Source organism: Streptomyces sp. CA-278952 (genome assembly GCF_028747205.1).
Taxonomy (GTDB): Bacteria; Actinomycetota; Actinomycetes; order Streptomycetales; family Streptomycetaceae; genus Streptomyces.
The window spans coordinates 6,754,100-6,777,255 of sequence record NZ_CP112880.1 but is presented as its reverse complement, the minus strand read 5'-3'; the positions used below and the strand labels follow the sequence as shown (position 1 = coordinate 6,777,255).

Genomic DNA, 23,156 nt, shown 5'->3' with positions numbered 1-23,156 from the left:
GGGCCGGGACCCGGGGGCACAGCGCCCCGAGGGGCGCCGCTCGTCCCCTACTTGTCCGTCTCCTCCGTGGAGTCGGGAGCGTTGTCGGCACGGTCCGTGCCGTCCGCGATGTCGGTGTCCTCGGTGTCGGACGGGGCGTCCGTCGGCGTGCTGCCGGCGGCCTCCGTGTCCAGCAGCCGGGCCAGCTGGCGGCCGACGATCCGCTTGAACTTGCGCTGCTGGGGGCGGGTGCGGTCCAGGACCGCGACCTCCAGGCGCTCCGCGGGGATCTCCCGCTCGCCGCCGCCCGGCTCCCGCGAGAGCGCCTGGACGGCCAGCTTGAGCGCCTCGGCCAGCGTCATGCCGTCGCGGTGGCGCTGGTCGAGGAAGGTGCTGATCTGTTCGGAGTTGCCGCCGACCGCGACCGAGCCGTGCTCGTCCACGATCGAACCGTCGTGCGGCAGCCGGTAGATCTGGTCGCCCTCGGCCGCGCTGCCGACCTCGGCGACCACCAGCTCCACCTCGTACGGCTTCTCGGCCGCGCTGGAGAAGATGGTGCCGAGCGTCTGGGCGTAGACGTTGGCCAGCCCACGGGCCGTCACGTCGTCCCGGTCGTAGGTGTATCCGCGCAGATCGGCGTAGCGCACTCCGCCGATGCGGAGGTTCTCGTACTCGTTGTACTTGCCGGCGGCCGCGAAGCCGATCCGGTCATAGATCTCGCTGAACTTGTGCAGTGCGCGGGACGGGTTCTCGCCGACGAACACAATGCCGTCGGCATACTGCAGCACAACGAGGCTGCGACCACGGGCGATGCCCTTGCGGGCGTATTCCGCCCGGTCGGCCATGGCCTGCTGGGGTGAGACATAGAACGGCGTCGACACCGGCTATCCGTCCCTTTCTGTCAGTGACGAGTGCGTCTGGAGGCTAGGGGTCCGGATCAGAGCAGCGCGGCGCGCGGGCCGTCGGGCTGCTCGAGTCGGCGTTCCAGGATGGAGCGCGCGATCTCGGAGGACTCCTGGTCGGTCAGCCTCCGGAAGCCTTCGTCGGTGATGACGGTGACGATCGGATAGATGCGGCGGGCCACGTCGGGGCCGCCGGTCGCCGAGTCGTCGTCCGCCGCGTCGTACAGCGCCTGCACGACCAGGGTGAGGGCCTGCTCCTCCGTCAGGTCCTCGCGGTAGAGCTTCTTCATCGCGTTGCGGGCGAAGATCGACCCGGAGCCGGTGGCCGCGTAGCCGCTCTCCTCGCTGCGCCCGCCGGTGACGTCGTAGGAGAAGATGCGGCCCTTCTCGCGGTCGACGTCGTAGCCGGCGAAGAGGGGCACCACGGCGAGGCCCTGCATGGCCATGGCGAGGTTGCTGCGGATCATGGTGGAGAGGCGGTTGGCCTTGCCCTCCAGGGAGAGCTGGGCGCCCTCGACCTTCTCGAAGTGCTCCAGCTCCAGCTGGAACAGCTTGACCATCTCCACAGCCAGTCCTGCGGTGCCGGCGATGCCGACCGCGGAGTACTCGTCGGCCGGGAAGACCTTCTGCATGTCGCGCGAGGCGATCATGTTGCCCATGGTGGCGCGCCGGTCGCCGGCCAGGACCACGCCACCGGGGAAGGACGCCGAGACGATGGTCGTCCCGTGCGGCGCCTCGATGGCCCCCTGGAGCGGCGGCAGGCTCCGGTTGCCCGGGAGCATCTCGGGCGACTGGTCGGACAGGAAGTCCATGAACGAGGACGAACCCGGCGTCAGGAAGGCAGCTGGTAGACGCCCGGTGCTACGAGTGTTGGCTTCCACGCGTTTCCCTCCAGGTATGCGGTGGCCCTGCGCAGGAGAGTCAGGATCATCCCCCGACTTGCCGATGGCCGGATTGCCGTTGAAGCAAGTACGTACGCCACGGACCCTACCCGCCCGACGGGAGTGATCCACATGTTCGGAGGGGGTTATCCGCACCGATCCGGCGGGACCGGGAAACGGCCCCCGGATCGGCGGGCGGGGGGTGGCGACGCACGCCGTGGCGAACGCCGGCACCCCCTCCCCCGTTGTCTGCGCGTATGTCCGCGTGAGCTCCCGGAACACATCCGGGCGTTCACACTGACGAACTACTGTCCACCCTTTTGAACGAACGACCGAACGAAGTCCTCGGCGTTCTCCTCCAGGACGTCGTCGATCTCGTCCAGGACCGAGTCGACGTCGTCGCTCAGCTTCTCCTGGCGCTCCGCGAGGTCCTCGGACGCCTGCGCGTCCTGCGCCTGCTCCTCGGTCTCCTCGGTGGAACGTGTCGCCTTCTGCTGTCCGCCGCCGGTGTCCTTGGTCGCCATGTAGCTCACCCCGCTCGGTTCGAAGCAATCGAAGCTCTTGATCAGACCCTACCCACGGGGTCCGACATTTGACCCGGTAGTTGAGGCAACGCCCGCGCCTCAGGTGATTGATTCCCAGCCCGGAGGCCTTTCAGCCGCCCGACAGCACCCGGACCAGCTCCTCCGCCGTCCGGCACCGGTCCAGCAGGTCCTTGACGTGTTCCTTCGTGCCGCGCAGCGGTTCCAGGGTGGGCACCCGCTGCAGGGAGTCGCGATCCGGCAGGTCGAAGATCACCGAGTCCCACGAGGCCGCCGCCACATCGTCGGCGTACTGCTCCAGGCAGCGCCCGCGGAAGTACGCCCTGGTGTCCTCCGGGGGCTTCGTACGGGCCCTGGTGACCTCGTCCTCGTCCAGGAGGCGCTTCATCTTCCCGCGGGCCGCCAGACGGTTGTAGAGGCCCTTGTCGGGCCGTACGTCCGCGTACTGGAGGTCCACCAGGTGCAGCCGGGACGCGTCCCAGTCCAGCGCGTCGCGGCGGCGGTAGCCCTCCATGAGCTCCCGCTTGGCGATCCAGTCCAGCTCGCCCGACAGGCTCATCGGATCGGTCTCCAGCCGGTTGAGGGTGTCCTCCCAGCGGACCAGGATGTCCTTGGTCTGCTCGTCGGCGTCCGCCCCGTACCGCTCGTCGACGTACTTGCGGGCCAGCTCGAAATACTCCATCTGGAGCTGGACCGCGGTGAGCGTCCGGCCGCTGCGGAGCGTGATCAGCTGCCGGAGGTCCGGGTCGTGGGAGACCTGGTGCAGGGTGCGCACGGGCTGGTCGACCGCGAGGTCGACATTGATGAAGGCGTCCTCGATCATGGCCAGCACCAGGGACGTGGTGCCGAGCTTGAGATAGGTGGAGATCTCCGAGAGGTTGGCGTCGCCGATGATCACATGGAGCCGGCGGTACTTCTCGGCGTCCGAGTGCGGCTCGTCCCGAGTGTTGATGATGGGACGCTTGAGCGTGGTCTCCAGCCCGACCTCGACCTCGAAGTAGTCGGCGCGCTGACTGATCTGGAAGCCGTGCTCCTTGCCGTCCTGACCGATGCCGACCCGGCCCGCGCCCGTGACGACCTGGCGCGAGACGAAGAACGGCGTCAGATGGCGCACGATGTCCGAGAACGGCGTCTCCCGCTGCATGAGGTAGTTCTCGTGCGTGCCGTAGGAGGCGCCCTTGTTGTCGGTGTTGTTCTTGTAGAGGTGGATCGGCTGCGCGCCGGGGATCGCGGCCGCCCGCTCGGCGGCCTCCGCCATGATCCGTTCCCCGGCCTTGTCCCAGAGCACCGCGTCACGCGGATTGGTGATCTCCGGGGAGCTGTACTCGGGGTGCGCGTGGTCGACGTACAGCCGGGCGCCGTTGGTGAGGATGACATTGGCCAGGCCGATGTCCTCGTCGGTCAGCTGACTGGAGTCGGCGGTCTCGCGGGCGAGGTCGAAGCCTCGCGCGTCACGCAGCGGGTTCTCCTCCTCGAAGTCCCAGCGGGCGCGGCGCGCCCGGTGCATCGCCGCCGCGTAGGCGTTGACGATCTGGGACGAGGTGAGCATGGCATTGGCGTTGGGGTGGCCGGGGACGGAGATCCCGTACTCCGTCTCGATGCCCATTACTCGCCGTACGGTCATGCGGCCCTCCTTGCCCGGCGTCGGCCCCCTGCGGGGACGACGCTCAAGTACCGCTGCTGTGTCCGGTGCGTGTGTGCGGTGCCCGTCACCGCACTGCGCGACTCGGCGGTACCGCAGAGCCTAGAGCGCCTCTGCGCCGGTGGGGAGCTCCATTACGACATTGCTCCGGCACGGCCGGAACGGGGGAATGAAACCGGCTGCGGAGGCCCCTGGGGGCTTCCGCAGCCGGTCCGCGTATTACAGGTACTGGCCGGTATTGGCCACCGTATCGATGGAACGGCCGGTGTCCGCACCCTGCTTTCCGGTGACGAGTGTGCGGATGAAGACGATCCGCTCACCCTTCTTGCCGGAAATCCTGGCCCAGTCGTCCGGGTTGGTCGTGTTCGGCAGGTCCTCGTTCTCCTTGAACTCGTCCACGCAGGCCTGGAGGAGATGAGCGACCCGCAGCCCCTTCTGGCCCTGTTCCAGGAATGCCTTGATGGCCATTTTCTTTGCCCGGTCGACGATGTTCTGAATCATCGCGCCGGAGTTGAAGTCCTTGAAGTACAGAACTTCCTTGTCGCCGTTGGCGTACGTGACCTCCAGGAAGCGGTTCTCCTCGGACTCCGTGTACATCCGCTCCACGACGGACTGGATCATGGCGTGGGCGGCGGCCGGCCGGGAGCCGGTGTGCTCGGCCAGATCGTCCGCGTGCAGCGGGAGCCCCGGGGTCAGGTACTTCGCGAAGATGTCCTTCGCCGCCTCGGCGTCCGGACGCTCGATCTTGATCTTCACATCGAGACGGCCGGGCCGCAGGATGGCGGGGTCGATCATGTCCTCGCGGTTGGAGGCGCCGATGACGATGACGTTCTCCAGGCCCTCCACACCGTCGATCTCGGCGAGCAGCTGCGGGACGATGGTGTTCTCCACGTCCGAGCTGACGCCGCTGCCGCGGGTGCGGAAGAGGGACTCCATCTCGTCGAAGAAGACGATGACGGGGGTGCCCTCGCTCGCCTTCTCCCTCGCACGCTGGAAGACCAGGCGGATGTGCCGCTCGGTCTCGCCGACGTACTTGTTGAGGAGCTCGGGGCCCTTGATATTGAGGAAGTAGCTCTTCCCCGTGGGCTGCCCGGTGACCTCGGCGACCTTCTTGGCGAGCGAATTGGCGACGGCCTTGGCGATGAGGGTCTTGCCACAGCCGGGCGGACCGTAGAGCAGGATGCCCTTCGGCGGGCGGAGCTCGTGCTCCTTGAAGAGGTCGGGGTGCAGGTACGGAAGCTCGACCGCGTCGCGGATCAGCTCGATCTGGTCGCCCAGGCCGCCGATCTTGTCGTAGTCGATGTCCGGGACCTCTTCGAGGACGAGCTCCTCGACCTCGCTCTTGGGGACCACCTCGTAGACGTAACCCGACCTGGAGTCCAGGAGCAGGGCGTCGCCGGAGCGGATGGTGATGTCCAGCAACGGCTCGGCGAGCCGCACCACCCTCTCCTCGTCGGTGTGCCCGACCACCAGGGCGCGCTCGCCGTCCTCGAGGATCTCCTTGAGGGTGACGATGTCCCCGGCGCGCTCGAACTGCATGGCCTCGACCACGTTGAGCGCTTCGTTGAGCATGACCTCCTGGCCGCGCCGGAGGCCCTCGAGCTCGACACTGGGGCTGACGTTCACCCGGAGCTTGCGGCCCCCGGTGAAGATGTCGCAGGTGCCGTCCTCGTTGGCCTGGAGGAAGACGCCGAAGCCGGCCGGCGGCTGCGCCAACCGGTCGACCTCTTCCTTGAGGGCCACGATCTGGTCACGCGCCTCACGGAGCGTGTTGGCGAGCCGCTCGTTCTGTGCGGACACGCCTGCCAGGTTCGTCTGCAACTCGACGATCCGCTCTTCGAGAATCCTCGAGTGACGCGGAGAGTCGGCGAGCTTACGTCGCAGGACGGCGATTTCCTGCTCGAGATAGGCAACCTGGCCGGCAGGGTCCTCTGACCCTCGCGCGGGCCGGATGCCGCGGTTGATGTCGTCGTCGTGGGCTGCCACGGTCCTCACCTCCTCCATGGGGAGCTGGACGCTTCCTGACCCTACCTGGGTGGGTGGTGATTGAAACCCCTAGATCACAAAGACTGCGGGGTGTGTCCGATCTTCACCCTTGCGCTCTCCCTCACGTCAAGGGAATACCCACCCTTCGGCACCGGAAAGCCGCCGGTTGTATCGTCGAACTGTTCAACACCCGTCAGGGCTGGCTCCAATTGGTTCAGATACGCAGGAACGGCAGGACACATGACCGTGCAGCAGGACTCGCCGGGCGACAGTGACACGCAGGACCTGGAGGTCTGGATCGACCAGGACCTCTGTACGGGCGACGGCATCTGTGTGCAGTACGCCCCCGACGTCTTCGAGCTGGACATCGACGGCCTGGCATACGTGAAGAGCGGCGACGACGAGCTCCTGCAGAGCCCGGGGGCGACCACTCCGGTGCCGCTGCCGCTCCTCCAGGACGTCGTCGATTCGGCCAAGGAGTGCCCCGGGGACTGCATCCACGTGCGGCGCGTCAAGGACAGCGTCGAGGTGTACGGGCCGGACGCCGGCTAGCCGGCACGGGGGTTCGCGTCCCGACGTCGGCCGGAGCCTCGCAGTGCGCGCTCAGACGCTGCGCGCGAGCTCCCCGGAGGTGCGGACGAACGCCTTCCCCTTCCACCGCCAGGAGGCCTGTTCCTCCTGGTCGGGGCAGCAGCGGGGCACGTCGAGCGAGGAGTAGCCGAGCAGGGTCGCCGAGACGAGGCCGTCGCGTACGGCGAACTCCCCGACGGTCTTCCTGTCAGCGGGGTCCACCAGGGTCGCCACGACCCGGGGCGCGGCCCCGCTGCTCCGTGTCAGGACGTAGATGCCACCGGGCGGGGTCCCCGATCCGGCGGCGCAGTGCACCACGGCGACGGTTTCCGGCCGTCCGTCGCCGTCGAGGTCCCCGGAGGCCTTCTTCGCGACGGTCGTCCCGGCGCCGCCGCACTCCAGCGGGAACTCCACGCCGGCCGGGTCGGGAGCGGGCACGGGGGCGCCGTGCTGCGTGGTGGTCCGCTGCTCGGGGGCCGTGGCGGTCGCGGTGGCCGTACGGGGCTGGAGCAGCCCGGCCAGCGCGACGACCCCGGCCATCGCCGCGGCCGTGGCGAGCCAGTGCACCGGCTTGGCGGCGGTGTGGGCGAGGTCCGGGAGCGCGGGGGTCTGCACGCGGTCTGTCTCCTGATGGTTCCTGGAAGCCCGGTGAGGGGTGGGAACACCCTGAGGGGTGGCCAGCATCGTGCCACACCTCACATCCGGGCGGAACGGCGGGGCGACGAAAAGGCGCCGCCGCGCGGTTCCCCGGTCGGTCGGGGAACTGCGCGGCGGCGCCGGTGCGTTGGACGGATCAGCCGCGGTCGGCGGCGGGGCCTCCACGGCTCTGGCTGCCGGGTCCGTCGTAGTCGTCGCCGTAGGCGCCCTTGGACGGGCGGCGGCGGCGCAGCGGCGGCTCGACGCCGTCCGCGAGGCGGCGGGCGGTGACCAGGAAGCCGGTGTGGCCGATCATCCGGTGGTCGGGGCGGACGGCGAGGCCCTCCACGTGCCAGTTGCGGATCATCGACTCCCAGGGCTGCGGCTCGGCGAAGCAGCCGATCTCGCGGATGGACTCGACGGTGCGCGAGAGCTGGGTGGTCGTGGCGACGTAGGCGCAGAGGATGCCGCCGGGCACCAGGGCCTTGGAGACGGCCTCCAGGCACTCCCAGGGGGCGAGCATGTCCAGCACGACGCGGTCGACGTCGGTGTCGGAGAGGTTGTCCTGGAGGTCGCCGACGGTCAGCTGCCAGGCCGGGTGCGGGGAGCCGAAGTAGCGCTCGACGTTCTGCTGGGCGATCTCGGCGAAGTCCTCGCGGCGCTCGTAGGAGTGCAGCATGCCCTGCTCGCCGATGGCGCGCAGCAGGAAGGTGCTGAGCGAGCCGGATCCGACCCCGGCCTCCACGACGCGGGCGCCGGGGAAGATGTCGGCGAAGGCCAGGATCTGGCCGGCGTCCTTGGGGTAGACCACGGCGGCGCCGCGGGGCATGGACAGGACGTAGTCGGGGAGCAGGGGGCGCAGCGCGAGATAGGCGACGTTTCCCGTGGTGCGGACAACACTGCCCTCGGGAGCACCGATCAGCTCGTCGTGCGGGAAAGAACCCTTGTGGGTGTGGAAGTTCTTTCCGGCTTCGAGCGTGAAGGTGTAGTGACGGCCCTTGGGGTCGGTGAGCTGTACCTGGTCCCCGACCTTGAAGGGCCCACGTCGGCGGGCGGCACCGGTCGGTTCAGACATGTGACCAGCCTACCGGTGATTCCCGGGCCGCCGACCGCCCGGGCCGCGGCCGTCGAGCGCCCGGGAGGGCCGTCAGGCGCCGGGGCGGGCCATGGCCTTGACGAAGGCGCGCTCCACGTCGGCGGTGGAGAGGACTCCGTAGATCTCGCCGGTCTCCTCAAGGACCAGGTACTCGGTGGCGGGGGTGGCCTTGAGCCGGTCCAGGAGGGCTTCGCCGGCCAGTTCCGCGGGGACCTTCATGCCGTCGGTGAGGTCCTGGGCGAGGCCGCTGACGGCGACCCAGGGGCGGCGGTGTTCGGGGACTCCGACGATGGCGGCCTCGCGGACGACGCCCTTGGGGTTGCCCTGTCCGTCGACGACGACCAGGGCGCGGGCGCCCGCCTCGTTGGCCCGGCGCAGCGCTTCGGAGAGCGGGGTGGCGGACTCGACGGGGACGGCGCGGCGGGTCAGGGTGCGGGCCCGGAGGTCGGGCAGGTGCTCGCGGAGGCGGGCCATGCGCAGGCTGTTCCCGGCGCCGGTCCAGATAATGCCCGCGAGGATCGCGGCGAGCAGCGCGTCCATGACGGTCTCGACGCCGCCGATGTTCTGGGCGGTGCCGCCGAGTGCTCCGGTGTGGGTGAGCAGCGGCAGTCCGACGAGGACGACGACGGCGAGGCCGCGGCCGACCCAGGCGGCGGCGATGGTGCCGCTCATGGGCTTGCCGGTGATCTTCCAGACGACGGCGCGGAGCATCCGGCCGCCGTCCAGCGGCAGGCCGGGCAGCAGGTTGAAGGCGGCCACGATGAGGTTGGAGATCATCAGGCCCGCGACCAGGACGCCGGGGACGGTGCCGGGCTCGACGAACTGCATCGCGCCGTAGAAGACGCCGCCGAGGACCAGGGACAGGAGCGGTCCGACGAAGGCGAGGACGAACTCGCGGCCGGGTGTCTCGCTCTCCTTCTCGATCTCCGAGACGCCGCCGAAGAACTGGAGCTGGATGCGGCGGACCGGGAGCTTGTAGCGCAGCGCGACGACCGTGTGGGCCAGCTCGTGGACGAGCACGGAGGCGTAGAAGGCGATGGCGAAGAACAGGGCGACGAGGTAGCGGGCGGCGCCCAGCTCGGGCAGCACGCGGTCGAGCTGGCCGCCGAACACCCAGGTGATCAGCGCGGCGACGACGAACCAGCTGGGGGCGACGTAGACGGGCACGCCGAAGGGCCGGCCCATGAGCAGGCCGCCACCCGGCTCCGCGGGGCGTTTCGGCTTGCCGTTGTCGGGATCGGCGCCGGGGGCCGTTCCCCCTGCGCCGGGCTGCGGCCGCCCGTTGTCGCCGCTGTCGTCCACGGGGTCCCTTCGGTTCGGTGAGTGGCGTTTGCCACGATCATGCAGTGTGCGAGGGTCTGCCGTCGATGGTATGCCGCTCGTTGTCAGTGGCGGGCCGTAGGGTCTTCAGACATGACTTCCGTACCGCGGCCGCCCCAGCCGCCCTCGTCCCTGTCGCCGTCGCGGGCGAGCGATTTCATGCAGTGTCCCTTGCTCTACCGCTTCCGGGTCATCGACAAGCTGCCGGAGAAGCCCAGCGAGGCGGCTACCCGCGGCACACTTGTCCATGCGGTGCTGGAGCGGCTCTTCGACGCACCGGCGGCCGACCGGACGGCGCCGCGGGCGCGGGCGCTGATTCCCGGCCAGTGGGACCGGCTGCTGGAGTCGAAGCCGGAGCTGACCGGGCTGTTCGCCGGGGACACCGAGGGGGAGCGCCTGACGCGCTGGCTGGGTGAGGCGGAGCGGTTGGTGGACCGGTGGTTCTCGCTGGAGGACCCGACGCGGCTCGAGCCGGCGGAGCGTGAGCTGTTCGTCGAGACGGAGCTGGAGTCGGGGCTGCGGCTGCGCGGGGTGATCGACCGGGTGGACGTCGCGCCGAGCGGCGAGGTCCGGATCGTCGACTACAAGACGGGGAAGGCGCCGCGTCCGGAGTATTCCGACGGTCCGCTGTTCCAGATGACGTTCTACGCGCTGGTGATCTGGCGGCTGAAGGGCGTGGTGCCGCGCCGCCTCCAGCTGGTCTATCTGGGCAGCGGGGACGTGCTGACGTACGACCCGGTGGTGGCGGACCTGGAGCGGGTGGAGCGCAAGCTGCTGGCGCTGTGGGACGCGATCTCGCTGGCGACGGAGACCGGTGACTGGCGGCCCCGGCCGACGAAGCTGTGCGGCTGGTGCGACCACCAGGCGGTGTGTCCGGAATTCGGCGGGACTCCCCCGGTATACCCGCTGTCGGTCCGCCCTGCGGATTCGGGTGAGGATGGCCAGGGCAGAATGGGACCGGTCCAGGCCGAGGCCGGCCGTGCCGTGGCCCTTGAGGGCCCTTAAGGAGTTCCTGTGGCGATCCGCGTCCTTCTGGTCGATGACCAGCCTCTGCTGCGCACCGGTTTCCGGATGATTCTGGAGGCCGAAGGCGATCTGGCGGTGGTCGGTGAGGCCGGTGACGGTCTGCAGGCCATCGATCAGGTGCGGGCGCTGCAGCCCGATGTGGTGCTGATGGACATCCGGATGCCGCGGATGGACGGCGTGGAGGCCACGCGTCAGATCAGCGGCCCCGGGAAGGACGGACCGGCGAAGGTGCTGGTGCTGACGACCTTCGATCTCGACGAGTACGTGGTGGAGGCGCTGCGCGCGGGGGCGAGCGGCTTCCTGCTGAAGGACGCTCCGGCGGTGGAGCTGGTGCAGGCGATCCGGGTGGTGGCGGCGGGCGAGGCGATGCTCGCGCCGAGCATCACGCGCCGGCTGCTGGACAAGTACGCGGATCACCTGCCGTCCGGTGAGGACCCGGTGCCGGACGCCCTGCACACGCTGACGGACCGTGAGGTCGAGGTGCTGAAGCTGGTGGCGCGGGGCCTGTCCAACGCGGAGATCGCGGCGGATCTGTTCGTCAGCGAGACGACGGTCAAGACACATGTGGGCCATGTGCTGACGAAGCTGGGGCTGCGCGACCGGGTGCAGGCCGCGGTGTACGCGTACGAGAGCGGGCTGGTGCGCCCCGGCGCGCAGTAGCGGCCCGGCACACCCGCCCGCACCACCACACGCACACGCACACGCACACGACGAAGCCGTCCGGCCCGTCCCCGTCCTGGAAACAGGAGAGGGGCGGGCCGGACGGCTTTCCGGCCGGGTATCAGACGCTGGGCCGGTTGAGCTCCCAGAGCTGGAGTTCGGAGGTGGCGCTGACGGAGCGCTCCACGCCGGCGATCCCGTCGCGGGAGGCCACGTACTGCTTGCCCTGCCAGATCGGCAGCACCGGAACATCGGTCGCGACGATGTCCTGGAGCTTCTCGTAGGTGGCGCCGGCGGCGGCGCGGTCGGTCTCGCGGCGGGACTGCGGGATGAGGACCTTCTGCGCCTCGCGCGACCGGTAGGGCGAGTTGAGGAAGTTGTTCTCGTCCAGGAAGGGCGCGGTGTAGTTGTCCGGGTCCGGGAAGTCGGGGAACCAGCCCATGCCGTAGGCCGCGTAGTCGCCGCGCTTCTGCTCGGGGCGGTACTGCGACCACTCCTTGCCCTGGACGGAGACGTCGAAGAGGCCCGAGCTGTTCAGCTGCTGCTGGATCGCCTTGAACTCCTTGGCGGTGGCCGGGCCGTAGTGGTCGCTGGTGTAGTGCAGGGTGAACTTGACCGGCGTCTTGATCCCGGCGTCGTCGAGGATCGCCCGGGCCTTGGCGGTGCTGGGCTCGCCGTACTTGTTGAAGAAGGCGTTGGTGTGCCCGGCGATGCTGGACGGGATCAGGGAGTAGAGCGGTTCGGCGGTGGTGCCGTACACCTTGCCCGCGATCGCGCCCCGGTCGACGAGCTGCGCCATGGCCTGCCGGACGGGCTTGCTGACCGAGGGGTCCTTGGTGTCGAACCCGACGTAGCTGATGGCCAGGCCGGGCAGCTCGGTGAGCTCGATGCCCTCCTCCGGCTCCACGAGCATGTCGCGGGCCTGCTGGGGCGACATCGCCCGGGTCATCATGTGGATCTTCTCCTCGTCGAGCGCCTTGCCCATGGCCTCGGCGTCGGGGAACAGGTCCATCTCGACCTTGTCGTTGAGGACCTTGAGCTCGCCCTTGTACGAGGGGTTCTTGGTGAACGCGATCCTGACGACCCGGCCGTCCTCGACCCGCGGCTTCATGGTGTACGGGCCGGAGCCGTTCACCTGGAAGCCGGTGCGCCCCTCCTTCGCCGGGTACTGCGCCTTCGGGACGATGCCGGCGGCGGGGGTGGCGAGCTTGTACGGGAAGGTCGCGTCGGGGGTGTTCAGGTGGAAGATCACCTGGTCGTCGCCCTTGGTCTCGATCATGTCGATGTTGGCGAGCAGGCCGACCGGCCCGCTGTCCGCGTCGATGTCGATGACGCGCTGGATGGAGTGCTTCACGTCCTCGGCGGTGACGGCCGTCCCGTCGGCGAAGGTGAGGCCCGCCCGCAGGGTGCAGCGGTAGCTCTCGTTCGCGGTGTCGGTGAAGGTGCAGCTGCGGGCGGCCTCGGGCACCGGCTCGCCGCCGCCGCCCGGCACCGTGGTCAGGGTCTGCACGGTCTGCCGCAGGACGTTCCAGACGCCCGCCTCGTAGCCGATGGCCGGGTCGAGCGGCGCGGGGTTCTCCTTGGAGGCCACGAGCTGGTCCGTGGTGCCGACGACGATGGCTCCGTTGCCACCGGCGCCGCTGTCCGTGCTGCCGCAGGCGGCGAGCACGGGGGCGAGCAGGCCGACGACGGCCGGCAGCACCAGGGTCTTGCGGTTCATCTGGGCGTTCTCCCTCGTCCCGGCAGGTGAGGAATCAAAGCTAGTAGCCGCGGGTGGTGCCTCCGACCGTCCGGCGGACGGCTCCCGTTCCCCCGGCGACCGGATGGAGCGACATACGCTCACCATTACGGACAGCTCGCCCGATCCCGGCGGCCCACCGGAGGCCCACAGGTGAGGAAGGTCACCTGTCGGGCCTCTTCACAGATGAGCCTCGCAGCTGATCCACATCCACGGAACGTTGTCGGAACGCACACGGGGACGACCAGAAAATCCGCTGTTCGTTCACAAGTGCGCGCGCCGGGCGCGGGTGCGCGCCCGGCGCGGGTCAGCCCGTTCCGCCCGCCTGGGTGATGAGCTTGCGCAGGAAGGCGAGGTCGACCTCTTCGAGGGAGCCGACGACCACGCGTCCGGCCGCGGGCGCGATCGGGGCGACGGACGGCACGGCGACGACCCGGCAGCCGGCGGCCTCGGCGGCGGCCACCCCGGTCGCCGTGTCCTCGATGACGGCGCAGCGCCAGGGATCGGCGCCGAAGCCCGCGGCCGCGGTGAGGTAGGGCTCGGGGTGGGGCTTGGTCCGGGCGACCTCGTCCCCGGCGACGGTGAGAGCGAAGTGGTGGTGGCCCACCGATTCCAGCACCCGGTCGATGATCCGGCGGTGGGAGGCGGAGACGAGCGCGGTGGGCACCTCGTACGCGGCCAGCTCGGCGAGCAGCCGCTCGGCGCCCGGCATCAGCGGCACCCCCCGCTCGATGCGCTTCTCGAATCCGTCGTTGAGCAGCACCGTCAGGTCGTCCAGCCGGATGTCGGCGCCGGTGACGTCGATGAGATAGCCGGCGCTGCGGGTCATCGGGCCGCCGACGACCACGTCCCGCCAGGCCTCGTCCAGCTGGTGCCCGAGACCTGCGAAGACCTCCTTCTCGACGTCCCACCAGAAGCCCTCGGTATCGACCAGGGTTCCGTCCATGTCGAGAAGGACCGCCTGCAGGGCGGCGCCTTCGGCCGTGCGGGTCAAGGACGCGGGGACCGTACTGGTCATCCGGCACACCTTCCGTAAGGGACGAGAAGGCCGGCCGCCATTCCCGGAAAACGGGAGGGCGACCGGCCTGCACTGGACCGACCAGTGTACGACGTGTCCGGCCGCGGCGCGCGGAGGGCGCGAGGCCGCGGAGGGAATACGGAGTCAGCGCGCGTTGAAGTACTTCGCCTCGGGGTGGTGGATGACGATGGCGTCGGTGGACTGCTCCGGGTGGAGCTGGAACTCCTCGGAGAGGTGCACGCCGATCCGTTCCGGCTGGAGGAGGTCGGCGATCTTCGCCCGGTCCTCCAGATCCGGGCACGCCCCGTAACCGAGCGAGAACCGTGCGCCGCGGTACTTCAGCGCGAACATGTCCTCGACGTCCGCCGGGTCCTCCCCGGCGAAGCCGAGCTCGCTGCGGACCCGCGCGTGCCAGTACTCGGCGAGCGCCTCGGCGAGCTGGACGGAGAGGCCGTGCAGCTCCAGGTAGTCGCGGTAGGAGTTGGCGGCGAACAGTTCGGCGGTGGCCTCGCCGATCCGGGAGCCGACGGTGACGATCTGGAGGCCGACGACGTCCTTCTCGCCGGATTCCTCGGGGCGGAAGAAGTCGGCGAGGCAGAGGCGGCGGCCGCGGCGCTGGCGCGGGAAGGTGAAGCGGGTGCGCTCGGAGCCGTCCTCATGGAGGAGGACCAGGTCGTCGCCCTTGGAGACGCAGGGGAAGTAGCCGTAGACGACGGCCGCTTCCAGGAGGTTGTTGGACTGGAGGTGGTCGAGCCAGCCGCGCAGGTGCGGGCGTCCCTCGGTCTCCACCAGCTCCTCGTACGTCGGCCCGTCGCCGGTCCGGGCCTGCTTGAGGCCCCACTGGCCCTTGAAGAGCGCGCCCTCGTCGAGCCAGGAGGCGTAGTCCTTGAGCGGGATGCCCTTGATCACGCGGGTGCCCCGGAACGGCGGCTCGGGGACGGGGTTGGTGGTGGAGACGTCCGAGCGCACCGAGCCCTCGGGCTCCTCGACCTCCAGCACCGCGGTGTCGGTGTTCTTCTTGGGTACCCTGCGCTGCTTGAGCTCGGGCAGGGCCGCTCCGGGCACGCCGCGCTTGACGCCGATGAGCGCGTCCATGAGGCGCAGGCCCTCGAAGGCGTCCCGGGCGTAGCGGACCTCGCCCTCGTAGATCTCGTGCAGGTCCTGCTCGACGTAGGCCCGGGTCAGCGCGGCGCCGCCGAGGATCACCGGGAAGTCGGCGGCCATCTTGCGCTGGTTGAGCTCCTGGAGGTTCTCCTTCATGATCACCGTCGACTTCACCAGGAGGCCGGACATGCCGATCACATCCGCGCGGTGCTCCTCGGCGGCTTCCAGGATCGCGGAGACGGGCTGCTTGATACCGAGGTTGACGACGGTGTAGCCGTTGTTGGAGAGGATGATGTCGACGAGGTTCTTGCCGATGTCGTGGACGTCGCCGCGGACGGTGGCGAGCACGATCGTGCCTTTGCCGTCGTCGTCGGTCTTCTCCATGTGCGGCTCGAGATGGGCCACCGCGGTCTTCATGACCTCGGCGGACTGGAGCACGAACGGCAGCTGCATCTGGCCGGAGCCGAACAGCTCGCCGACCACCTTCATGCCTTCCAGCAGCGTGTTGTTGACGATGTCGAGGGCCGGGGTGTCCTGGAGGGCCTCGTCGAGGTCGGCCTCCAGGCCGTTCTTCTCGCCGTCGATGATGCGGCGCTGGAGGCGCTCGTCCAGCGGGAGCGCCATCAGCTCCTCGGCCCTGCCCGCCTTCATCGACTTCATGTTGACGCCCTCGAACAGCTCCATGAGCTTCTGGAGGGGGTCGTAGCCCTCGGCGCGGCGGTCGTAGATCAGGTCGAGGGCGACCTTGACCTGCTCCTCCTCCAGCCGGGCGATCGGCAGGATCTTCGAGGCGTGCACGATCGCCGAGTCCAGGCCGGCCTTGACGCACTCGTCGAGGAAGACGGAGTTCAGGATGGTCCGGGCGGCCGGGTTCAGACCGAAGGAGATGTTGGAGAGGCCCAGCGTGGTCTGGACGTCCGGGTGACGCTGCTTCAGCTCGCGGATCGCCCCGATGGTGGCGATGCCGTCGCCGCGGGACTCCTCCTGACCGGTGCAGATGGTGAAGGTCAGGGTGTCGATGAGGATGTCGGACTCGTGGATGCCCCAGTTGGTGGTGAGGTCCTCGATCAGCCGCTCGGCGATGGCCACCTTGTGCTCGACCGTACGGGCCTGGCCCTCCTCGTCGATCGTCAGCGCGATCAGCGCGGCCCCGTGCTCGGAGGCCAGCGCACTGACCTGCGCGAAGCGGGACTCGGGGCCGTCGCCGTCCTCGTAGTTCACCGAGTTCAGCACGGCCCGGCCGCCGAGCTTCTCCAGGCCGGCGCGGAGCACGGGCAGCTCGGTGGAGTCCAGCACGATCGGGAGGGTGGAGGCGGTCGCGAAGCGGCCGGCCAGCTCCGCCATGTCGGCGACGCCGTCACGGCCCACGTAGTCGACGCAGAGGTCGAGCATGTGCGCGCCCTCGCGGATCTGGTCGCGGGCCATCTCCACGCAGTCGTCCCAGCGGGCCTCCAGCATGGCCTCGCGGAACTTCTTGGAGCCGTTGGCGTTGGTGCGCTCCCCGATCGCCAGGTAGGCGGTGTCCTGCCGGAAGGGGATGGTCTGGTAGAGGGAGGCCGCGCCGGGCTCGGGACGCGGGTCCCGCTCGGTCGGCGTGAGCCCCCGGGTCCGCTCGACGACGGCCCGCAGGTGCTCGGGCGTCGTACCGCAGCAGCCGCCGATGAGGGAGAGGCCGTAGTCCCGGACGAAGTGCTCCTGGGAGTCGGCGAGACCGTCGGGGCCGAGCGGGAAGTGCGCGCCGTCCTTCGTGAGGACGGGCAGGCCGGCGTTGGGCATGCACATCAGGGGCGTACGGGAGTGGCGGGCGAGGTAGCGCAGGTGCTCGCTCATCTCGTCCGGGCCGGTCGAGCAGTTCAGACCGATCAGGTCGATGCCCAGCGGCTCCAGGGCGGTCAGGGCGGCGCCGATCTCGGAGCCGAGCAGCATGACGCCGGTCGTCTCGAAGGCGAGGGAGCAGATCAGCGGCACGTGGACGCCGAGGGCGTCCATCGCCCGGCGCGCGCCGATGATGCTGGACTTGGTCTGCAGCAGATCCTGGGTGGTCTCGACGATCAGGGCGTCGGAGCCGCCCGCCAGGAGGCCCTCGGCGTTCCTCTGGTAGCCGTCGCGCAGGACGTCGTAGGTGATGTGGCCGAGCGAGGGCAGCTTGGTGCCGGGGCCGATCGAGCCGAGGACCCAGCGCTGCCGGCCGTCCTTGGCGCCGAACTCGTCGGCGACCTCGCGGGCGATCCGGGCGCCCGACTCGGAGAGCTCGAAGATCCGGTCGGCGATCTCGTACTCGTTCGCGGCGGAGTGGTTCGCGCCGAACGTGTTCGTCTCGACGCAGTCGACGCCGACCGCGAAGTACTCCTCGTGGACCGAGCGCACGATGTCGGGCCGGGTGATGTTCAGGATCTCGTTGCAGCCTTCGAGGTTCTCGAAGTCCTCCAGCGTGGGGTCCTGTGCCTGGAGCATGGTGCCCATCGCCCCGTCGGCCACCACCACACGGGTGGCGAGTGCTTCTCGGAGTGCGTCTGCGCGGGTCCGGCTGTCGGCGGCGGATGTCGGCAACGAGGCCATGGATGATCTCCCAGGGATGCGACGGCTGTCGGCTTTGCGTCCTTCTTGGGGAAGGCGCACCTCGTCAGCGTAGCCGGACACCGCCCGGGACCGTAGGGGCGTCCATGAGACGGACTGCATGCTGTGCGGGTGCGGCGCGTGGGGCCGGGTGGCGGGAACTTTCCCCCGGAGCCCGACGAAGGTCGGCATCGACCGATAGTGTTCAGCATTGTCGAACCGAGGTGGAGGAGTACGGCGCGATGGCCAAGAACATCCAGTCGCTGGAGCGGGCGGCCGCGATGCTGCGTCTGCTGGCGGGCGGCGAGCGCCGGCTCGGGCTCTCCGACATCGCCTCCTCGCTGGGGCTGGCCAAGGGCACCGCGCACGGCATTCTGCGCACGCTCCAGCTGGAGGGCTTCGTCGAGCAGGACGCGGCGTCGGGGCGCTACCAGCTGGGCGCGGAGCTGCTGCGGCTGGGCAACAGCTATCTGGACGTCCACGAGCTGCGGGCGCGCGCCCTGGTCTGGACGGACGACCTGGCCCGCTCCAGCGGCGAGAGCGTCCACCTCGGAGTCCTGCACCAGCACGGCGTACTGATCGTCCACCACGTCTTCCGGCCCGACGACAGCCGCCAGGTGCTGGAGGTCGGGGCCATGCAGCCGCTGCACTCCACGGCGCTGGGCAAGGTGCTGTCCGCGTACGACCCGGTGGCCCACAGCGAGGTCATGGAGGCGGACCGCCGCTCCTTCACCGGGCGCACCGTCACCGCCGCCGACGCCTTCGAGTCGATGCTCGACCTGATCCGGGCCCAGGGCTGGGCCGCCGACGCCGAGGAGACCTGGGAGGGCGTGGCCGCGGTGGCCGCCCCGATCCACGACCGGCGCAGGATGCCCGTCGGCGCGGTCGCCGTGACGGGCGCGGTGGAGCGGGTGGCCCCGGGCGGCACGCTGCGGCCCGAGCTGATCGCGGCCGTGCGCGACTGCGCCCGCGCGGTCTCCCGGGATCTGGGCGCCGGCCGCTTCTGACGGTCCGCACGGCCCGTCCCGCCCCTCCCCGTGCTCGGTTCCGAGCGGCGCCCGGCCATGCCCGGGACTCCCGGCGCCTCGCGGTAACGATCGCGTCGCGCACCGAGTCGTGGACCACAGAACCCTTGACGCTTCGTTCACTCGGGGGAAACACTGCCGTTCAACGGTCGGCATTGTCGAACGCCTAACGGCAATACGCGTTAGGGTGTGATGGTGCCAAGGGCCGGTCAAGCCCTTACAGGTGGGCTGCCCACGCTTCGTGGATACCCATCTGGGGCGCGGATCACCGGCGGGACCGGTGCTCCGCTCTCCCCTGGACGAAGGACAAAGGAGTCGCGGGTGTCCAGCTCCGACATTTTCATCGGCGAGACCATAGGTACCGCCGTACTCATCCTGCTCGGCGGCGGTGTCTGTGCCGCCGTCACGCTGAAGAGCTCGAAGGCCCGGGACGCGGGCTGGCTGGCCATCACCTTCGGGTGGGGTTTCGCCGTGCTGACCGGCGCCTATCTCGCCGGCGGCGTATCGGGCGCCCATCTCAATCCCGCGGTCACGGTCGGCCTCGCCGTCGAGGGCGGCACCGCGTGGGGCGACGTTCCCCTCTACCTCGGCTCGCAGCTGCTCGGCGCGATGATCGGCGCCCTGCTCGTCTGGGCGGTCTACTACGGCCAGTTCCACGCCCACCTGACCGACCCGGAGATCGTCGCGACCAAGTCCACCGACGAAGGCATGGTCGACCGGGCCGCCGCCCCCAAGGCGGGCCCGGTGCTCGGGATCTTCTCCACCGGTCCGGAGATCCGCAACGGCGCCCAGAACGTGATCACCGAGATCATCGCGACCGTCGTGCTGGTCCTGGCGATCCTGACCCAGGGCCTCAACGACGAGGGCAACGGACTCGGCACGCTCGGCGCGCTGATCACCGCCCTGGTCGTCGTCTCCATCGGCCTCTCGCTCGGCGGCCCGACCGGCTACGCCATCAACCCGGTCCGCGACCTCGGTCCGCGCATCGTGCACTCCCTGCTGCCGCTGCCGAACAAGGGTGGTTCGGACTGGGGCTACGCGTGGGTACCCATCGTGGGTCCGCTCATCGGTGGCGCACTCGCCGGCGGGCTCTACAACCTCGCCTTCGCGTAGACACCCTCCAGTCCGAGCCGCACCTCTTCACTTCACAGACTTCCGGGAGCACACCGTGACCGACGCACACACCACCGGCACCCACGGCACCGGGCCGTTCATCGCGGCCATCGACCAGGGCACCACCTCCAGCCGCTGCATCGTCTTCGACAAGGACGGCCGGATCGTCTCCGTCGACCAGAAGGAACACGAGCAGATCTTCCCGAAGCCGGGCTGGGTCGAGCACGACGCGACCGAGATCTGGGAGAACGTCCAGGAGGTCGTCGCCGGCGCCATCGTCAAGGCCGGCATCACCTCCGCCGACGTCAAGGCGATCGGCATCACCAACCAGCGCGAGACCACCCTGATGTGGGACAAGCACACCGGTGAGCCGGTGCACAACGCGCTGGTCTGGCAGGACACCCGCACCGACGCGCTCTGCAGGGAGCTCGGCCGCAACGTGGGCCAGGACCGGTTCCGCCGCGAGACCGGGCTGCCGCTCGCCTCGTACTTCGCCGGCCCCAAGGTCCGCTGGCTGCTCGACAACGTCGAGGGGCTGCGCGAGCGCGCCGAGGCCGGCGACATCCTCTTCGGCACCATGGACTCCTGGGTCATCTGGAACCTGACCGGCGGCACCGACGGCGGGGTGCACGTCACCGACGTCACCAACGCCTCCCGCACCCTCCTGATGAACCTGCACACCATGGCGTGGGACGCGAAGATCCTCTCCTCCATCGGCATCCCGGCCGCGGTGCTCCCCGAGATCCGCTCCTCCGCCGAGGTGTACGGCCACGCCAAGGGCGGCATCCTCGACGGCATCCCCGTCGCCTCCGCGCTCGGCGACCAGCAGGCGGCGCTCTTCGGCCAGACCTGTTTCGCCGAGGGCGAGGCCAAGTCCACGTACGGCACCGGCACCTTCATGCTGATGAACACCGGCGGTACCCCGGTGAACTCGTACAACGGGCTGCTCACCACCGTCGGCTACCAGATCGGCGACAAGCCCCCGGTGTACGCGCTGGAGGGCTCCATCGCGGTCACCGGCTCCCTGGTGCAGTGGATGCGCGACCAGATGGGCCTGATCAAGTCGGCCGCCGAGATCGAGACGCTGGCCTCCTCGGTCGAGGACAACGGCGGAGCGTACTTCGTGCCCGCCTTCTCCGGTCTCTTCGCCCCCTACTGGCGCCCCGACGCCCGTGGGGTGATCACCGGTCTCACCCGCTACGTCACCAAGGCGCACATCGCCCGTGCCGTCCTGGAGGCCACCGCCTGGCAGACCCGCGAGATCAGCGACGCCATGACGAAGGACTCCGGCGTCGAGCTGGCCGCGCTCAAGGTCGACGGCGGCATGACGTCCAACAACCTGCTGATGCAGACGCTCGCCGACTTCCTGGACGCGCCCGTGGTGCGCCCCATGGTCGCCGAGACCACCTGCCTCGGCGCCGCCTACGCCGCCGGTCTCGCCGTCGGCTTCTGGCCGGACACCGACGCGCTGCGCGCCAACTGGCGCCGGGCCGCCGAGTGGACACCCCGCATGGACGCGGACACCCGTGCCCGCGAGTACAAGAGCTGGCTCAAGGCCGTCGAACGGACCATGGGCTGGGTCGAGGACGAAGAAAGCTGACGAGGAGCATCACCATGACCACCCTGCAGAGCGTTCCCGCCCTCGGAACGCACCCGGCCTCCGGCTCGCTGCCGAGCCGCGCCGAGACCCGGGAGCAGCTGTCCCGGGCCACGTACGACCTCCTGGTCATCGGCGGCGGCATCCTGGGCATCTCCACCGCCTGGCATGCCGCGCAGTCCGGGCTGCGGGTGGCTCTGGTGGACGCCGGCGACTTCGCCGGCGCCACCTCCTCCGCCTCCTCCAAGCTTCTCCACGGCGGCCTGCGCTACCTCCAGACCGGCGCGGTCAAGCTGGTCGCGGAGAACCACTTCGAGCGCCGCGCGGTCTCCCGCGAGGTGGCCCCGCACCTGGCCAACCCGCTCACCTTCTACCTGCCGGTCTACAAGGGCGGCCCGCACGGCGCGGCCAAGCTCGGCGCGGGCGTCTTCGCCTACTCCGCGCTCTCCGCGTTCGGCGACGGCGTCGGCCATGTCATCTCCCCGGCCAAGGCGCAGCGCGACGTCCCCGAGCTGCGCACCGACAATCTGAAGGCCGTCGCGGTCTACGGCGACGACCAGATGAACGACGCCCGCATGGCCCTGATGACGGTCCGCGCGGCCGTCGACGCGGGCGCGGTCGTCCTGAACCACGCGGCGGTCACCGGGCTGCGCTTCACCCGGGGCCGGGTCACCGGCGCCGACCTGAAGGACAGCGCGGACGGCACCGAGTTCGGCGTCACCGCCCGGCTCGTCCTGAACGCCACCGGCCCCTGGGTCGACCACCTGCGGAAGATGGAGGACCCGAACGCGGCCCCCTCCATCCGCCTCTCCAAGGGCGCGCACCTGGTCCTCAAGCGGACCCGGCCGTGGCGGGCGGCGCTGGCCACCCCGATCGACAAGTACCGGATCACGTTCGCCCTCCCCTGGGAGGACATGCTGCTGCTCGGCACGACGGACGAGGAGTACGAGGGCGACCCGGCGGATGTCGCGGTGACCGAGGCGGACACCGCGCAGATCCTCGACGAGGCGGCGTTCTCGATCAAGGACCAGCAGCTGTCGCGTGACCTGATCACGTACTCCTTCGCGGGTCTGCGGGTGCTGCCCGGCGGTCCCGGCGACACCTCCAAGGCCAAGCGCGAGACGGTCGTCACCGAGGGCCGCGGCGGGATGCTCTCGGTCGCCGGCGGCAAGTGGACGACGTTCCGCCACATCGGCCGCACCGTCATGAACAAGCTGGCCGCCCTGCCCGGGCACCCGCTGGCCGAGGACATGGAGCCGATGAACCGGCTGCCGCGGAAGCTCCCGCTGCCCGGTATCGCCAACCCGAACGCGGTGGCGCACCGGCTGCTGATCGACGGCGGCACACCCGGCCCCCGGATGGCACCGGACACCGCCCGGCACCTGGCCACGCACTACGGTTCGCTCGCCTTCGACATCGCCCGGCTGGCGAACGAGAGCCCGGAGCTGGCCGAGCGCGTCCACCCGGACGCCCCGGAGATCTGGGCCCAGGTCGCCTACGCCCGGGACCACGAGTGGGCCGAGACGGCGGACGACGTGCTGCGCCGCCGGACCACGCTGACGATCCGTGGCCTGGCGACGGACGGTGTCCGCGCCGGCGTCGAGAAGCTGCTGGCCGAAAGGGACTGACCCACACGTCCGAGGACGGGGCGGCTCCCCGGGGGAGCCGGCCCGTCGGCGCGGTCGCGGGGGCCATGATGCACCGATCCGCCCGATGATCCACTCCTGGTGGCAGGGTTCACCCGGCCGTGCAAGAGGGCTGCGGT

The 23,156-nt window shown here is 70.0% G+C and carries 18 protein-coding genes and 1 pseudogene; 7 read left to right on the top strand and 12 right to left on the bottom strand.

The window, feature by feature from the left end; translation table 11 throughout:
* Positions 1-47: 47 nt before the first annotated feature.
* From prcA to arc, 6 genes and pseudogenes are all read right to left on the bottom strand, one after another.
* The gene (prcA, locus tag N7925_RS30030; protein ID WP_265602520.1) at positions 48-860 is read right to left on the bottom strand and encodes a proteasome subunit alpha; all 813 of its coding nucleotides are present in this window, start codon (positions 858-860) and stop codon (positions 48-50) included.
* Between the two features lie 56 nt (positions 861-916).
* Complete coding sequence (prcB, locus tag N7925_RS30025) at positions 917-1,762, bottom strand: proteasome subunit beta (protein WP_265602519.1); 846 nt, start codon at positions 1,760-1,762, stop codon at positions 917-919.
* Positions 1,714-1,906: pseudogene (locus tag N7925_RS30020) on the bottom strand (endonuclease domain-containing protein); the annotation flags it as partial. The pseudogene N7925_RS30020 and the gene prcB, both read right to left, overlap by 49 nt.
* A gap of 161 nt (positions 1,907-2,067) precedes the next feature.
* The gene (locus N7925_RS30015; RefSeq protein WP_018515354.1) at positions 2,068-2,286 is read right to left on the bottom strand and encodes a ubiquitin-like protein Pup; all 219 of its coding nucleotides are present in this window, start codon (positions 2,284-2,286) and stop codon (positions 2,068-2,070) included.
* A gap of 130 nt (positions 2,287-2,416) precedes the next feature.
* Entirely contained in the window at positions 2,417-3,928 is a 1,512-nt protein-coding gene (dop, locus tag N7925_RS30010; protein WP_265602518.1) for a depupylase/deamidase Dop, read from the bottom strand.
* A 237-nt stretch (positions 3,929-4,165) separates the two neighbouring features.
* Positions 4,166-5,932: a proteasome ATPase gene (gene arc / locus N7925_RS30005; protein WP_274345723.1), complete on the bottom strand. Its 1,767-nt coding sequence runs from the start codon at positions 5,930-5,932 to the stop codon at positions 4,166-4,168.
* 240 nt (positions 5,933-6,172) lie between these two features.
* Between arc and N7925_RS30000 the strand changes: the two genes are divergently transcribed.
* Positions 6,173-6,484: a ferredoxin gene (locus N7925_RS30000; protein WP_265602516.1), complete on the top strand. Its 312-nt coding sequence runs from the start codon at positions 6,173-6,175 to the stop codon at positions 6,482-6,484.
* A 51-nt stretch (positions 6,485-6,535) separates the two neighbouring features.
* Here N7925_RS30000 and N7925_RS29995 read toward each other — a convergent pair whose 3' ends face one another.
* From N7925_RS29995 to N7925_RS29985, 3 genes are all read right to left on the bottom strand, one after another.
* Entirely contained in the window at positions 6,536-7,117 is a 582-nt protein-coding gene (locus N7925_RS29995; protein WP_265602515.1) for a hypothetical protein, read from the bottom strand.
* Positions 7,118-7,295: 178 nt separating this feature from the next.
* A complete protein-coding gene (locus N7925_RS29990; RefSeq protein WP_265602514.1) occupies positions 7,296-8,213 on the bottom strand; it encodes a tRNA (adenine-N1)-methyltransferase in 918 nt (305 codons plus the stop codon).
* Positions 8,214-8,285: 72 nt separating this feature from the next.
* Positions 8,286-9,536 (bottom strand): site-2 protease family protein, encoded by a 1,251-nt coding sequence (locus N7925_RS29985; protein WP_274345722.1) that lies wholly within the window; start codon positions 9,534-9,536, stop codon positions 8,286-8,288.
* A gap of 177 nt (positions 9,537-9,713) precedes the next feature.
* Here N7925_RS29985 and N7925_RS29980 point away from each other — a divergent pair, with 177 nt between their 5' ends.
* Together N7925_RS29980 and N7925_RS29975 are read left to right on the top strand one after the other, a co-directional pair.
* Positions 9,714-10,559, top strand: coding sequence for a RecB family exonuclease (locus tag N7925_RS29980; protein WP_322784846.1), 846 nt, complete (start codon positions 9,714-9,716; stop codon positions 10,557-10,559).
* A 9-nt stretch (positions 10,560-10,568) separates the two neighbouring features.
* A complete protein-coding gene (locus N7925_RS29975; RefSeq protein WP_265602511.1) occupies positions 10,569-11,240 on the top strand; it encodes a response regulator in 672 nt (223 codons plus the stop codon).
* A gap of 121 nt (positions 11,241-11,361) precedes the next feature.
* Here N7925_RS29975 and N7925_RS29970 read toward each other — a convergent pair whose 3' ends face one another.
* The 3 genes from N7925_RS29970 to metH form a co-directional block, all read right to left on the bottom strand.
* Positions 11,362-12,960 carry an ABC transporter substrate-binding protein gene (locus tag N7925_RS29970; protein WP_274345720.1) on the bottom strand — a complete coding sequence of 533 codons (1,599 nt, stop codon included), beginning with the start codon at positions 12,958-12,960 and terminating at the stop codon, positions 11,362-11,364.
* A 325-nt stretch (positions 12,961-13,285) separates the two neighbouring features.
* Positions 13,286-13,996, bottom strand: coding sequence for an HAD family hydrolase (locus tag N7925_RS29965; RefSeq protein ID WP_274345719.1), 711 nt, complete (start codon positions 13,994-13,996; stop codon positions 13,286-13,288).
* Positions 13,997-14,140: 144 nt separating this feature from the next.
* On the bottom strand, positions 14,141-17,659 hold the full coding sequence (gene metH / locus N7925_RS29960; RefSeq protein WP_274345718.1) for a methionine synthase: 3,519 nt from the start codon (positions 17,657-17,659) through the stop codon (positions 14,141-14,143).
* 239 nt (positions 17,660-17,898) lie between these two features.
* Between metH and N7925_RS29955 the strand changes: the two genes are divergently transcribed.
* The 4 genes from N7925_RS29955 (at position 17,899) to N7925_RS29940 (ending at position 23,019) form a co-directional block, all read left to right on the top strand.
* Positions 17,899-18,663: an IclR family transcriptional regulator gene (locus N7925_RS29955; protein WP_265602507.1), complete on the top strand. Its 765-nt coding sequence runs from the start codon at positions 17,899-17,901 to the stop codon at positions 18,661-18,663.
* Positions 18,664-19,002: 339 nt separating this feature from the next.
* On the top strand, positions 19,003-19,794 hold the full coding sequence (locus N7925_RS29950; RefSeq protein WP_265602506.1) for an MIP/aquaporin family protein: 792 nt from the start codon (positions 19,003-19,005) through the stop codon (positions 19,792-19,794).
* Positions 19,795-19,849: 55 nt separating this feature from the next.
* Positions 19,850-21,394 (top strand): glycerol kinase GlpK, encoded by a 1,545-nt coding sequence (glpK, locus tag N7925_RS29945; RefSeq protein WP_265602505.1) that lies wholly within the window; start codon positions 19,850-19,852, stop codon positions 21,392-21,394.
* Between the two features lie 14 nt (positions 21,395-21,408).
* On the top strand, positions 21,409-23,019 hold the full coding sequence (locus N7925_RS29940; protein ID WP_265602504.1) for a glycerol-3-phosphate dehydrogenase/oxidase: 1,611 nt from the start codon (positions 21,409-21,411) through the stop codon (positions 23,017-23,019).
* Positions 23,020-23,156: the final 137 nt, after the last annotated feature.

Coding starts and splice junctions, on each gene's coding strand:
- N7925_RS29980 (WP_322784846.1), top strand. CDS start 9,714: ATGCAGTGTCCCTTGCTCTACCGCTTCCGGGTCATCGACAAGCTGCCG.
- dop (WP_265602518.1), bottom strand. CDS start 3,928: ATGACCGTACGGCGAGTAATGGGCATCGAGACGGAGTACGGGATCTCC.
- N7925_RS29955 (WP_265602507.1), top strand. CDS start 17,899: ATGGCCAAGAACATCCAGTCGCTGGAGCGGGCGGCCGCGATGCTGCGT.
- N7925_RS29965 (WP_274345719.1), bottom strand. CDS start 13,996: ATGACCAGTACGGTCCCCGCGTCCTTGACCCGCACGGCCGAAGGCGCC.
- metH (WP_274345718.1), bottom strand. CDS start 17,659: ATGGCCTCGTTGCCGACATCCGCCGCCGACAGCCGGACCCGCGCAGAC.
- N7925_RS30015 (WP_018515354.1), bottom strand. CDS start 2,286: ATGGCGACCAAGGACACCGGCGGCGGACAGCAGAAGGCGACACGTTCC.
- N7925_RS29990 (WP_265602514.1), bottom strand. CDS start 8,213: ATGTCTGAACCGACCGGTGCCGCCCGCCGACGTGGGCCCTTCAAGGTC.
- N7925_RS30000 (WP_265602516.1), top strand. CDS start 6,173: ATGACCGTGCAGCAGGACTCGCCGGGCGACAGTGACACGCAGGACCTG.
- N7925_RS29940 (WP_265602504.1), top strand. CDS start 21,409: ATGACCACCCTGCAGAGCGTTCCCGCCCTCGGAACGCACCCGGCCTCC.
- N7925_RS29970 (WP_274345720.1), bottom strand. CDS start 12,960: ATGAACCGCAAGACCCTGGTGCTGCCGGCCGTCGTCGGCCTGCTCGCC.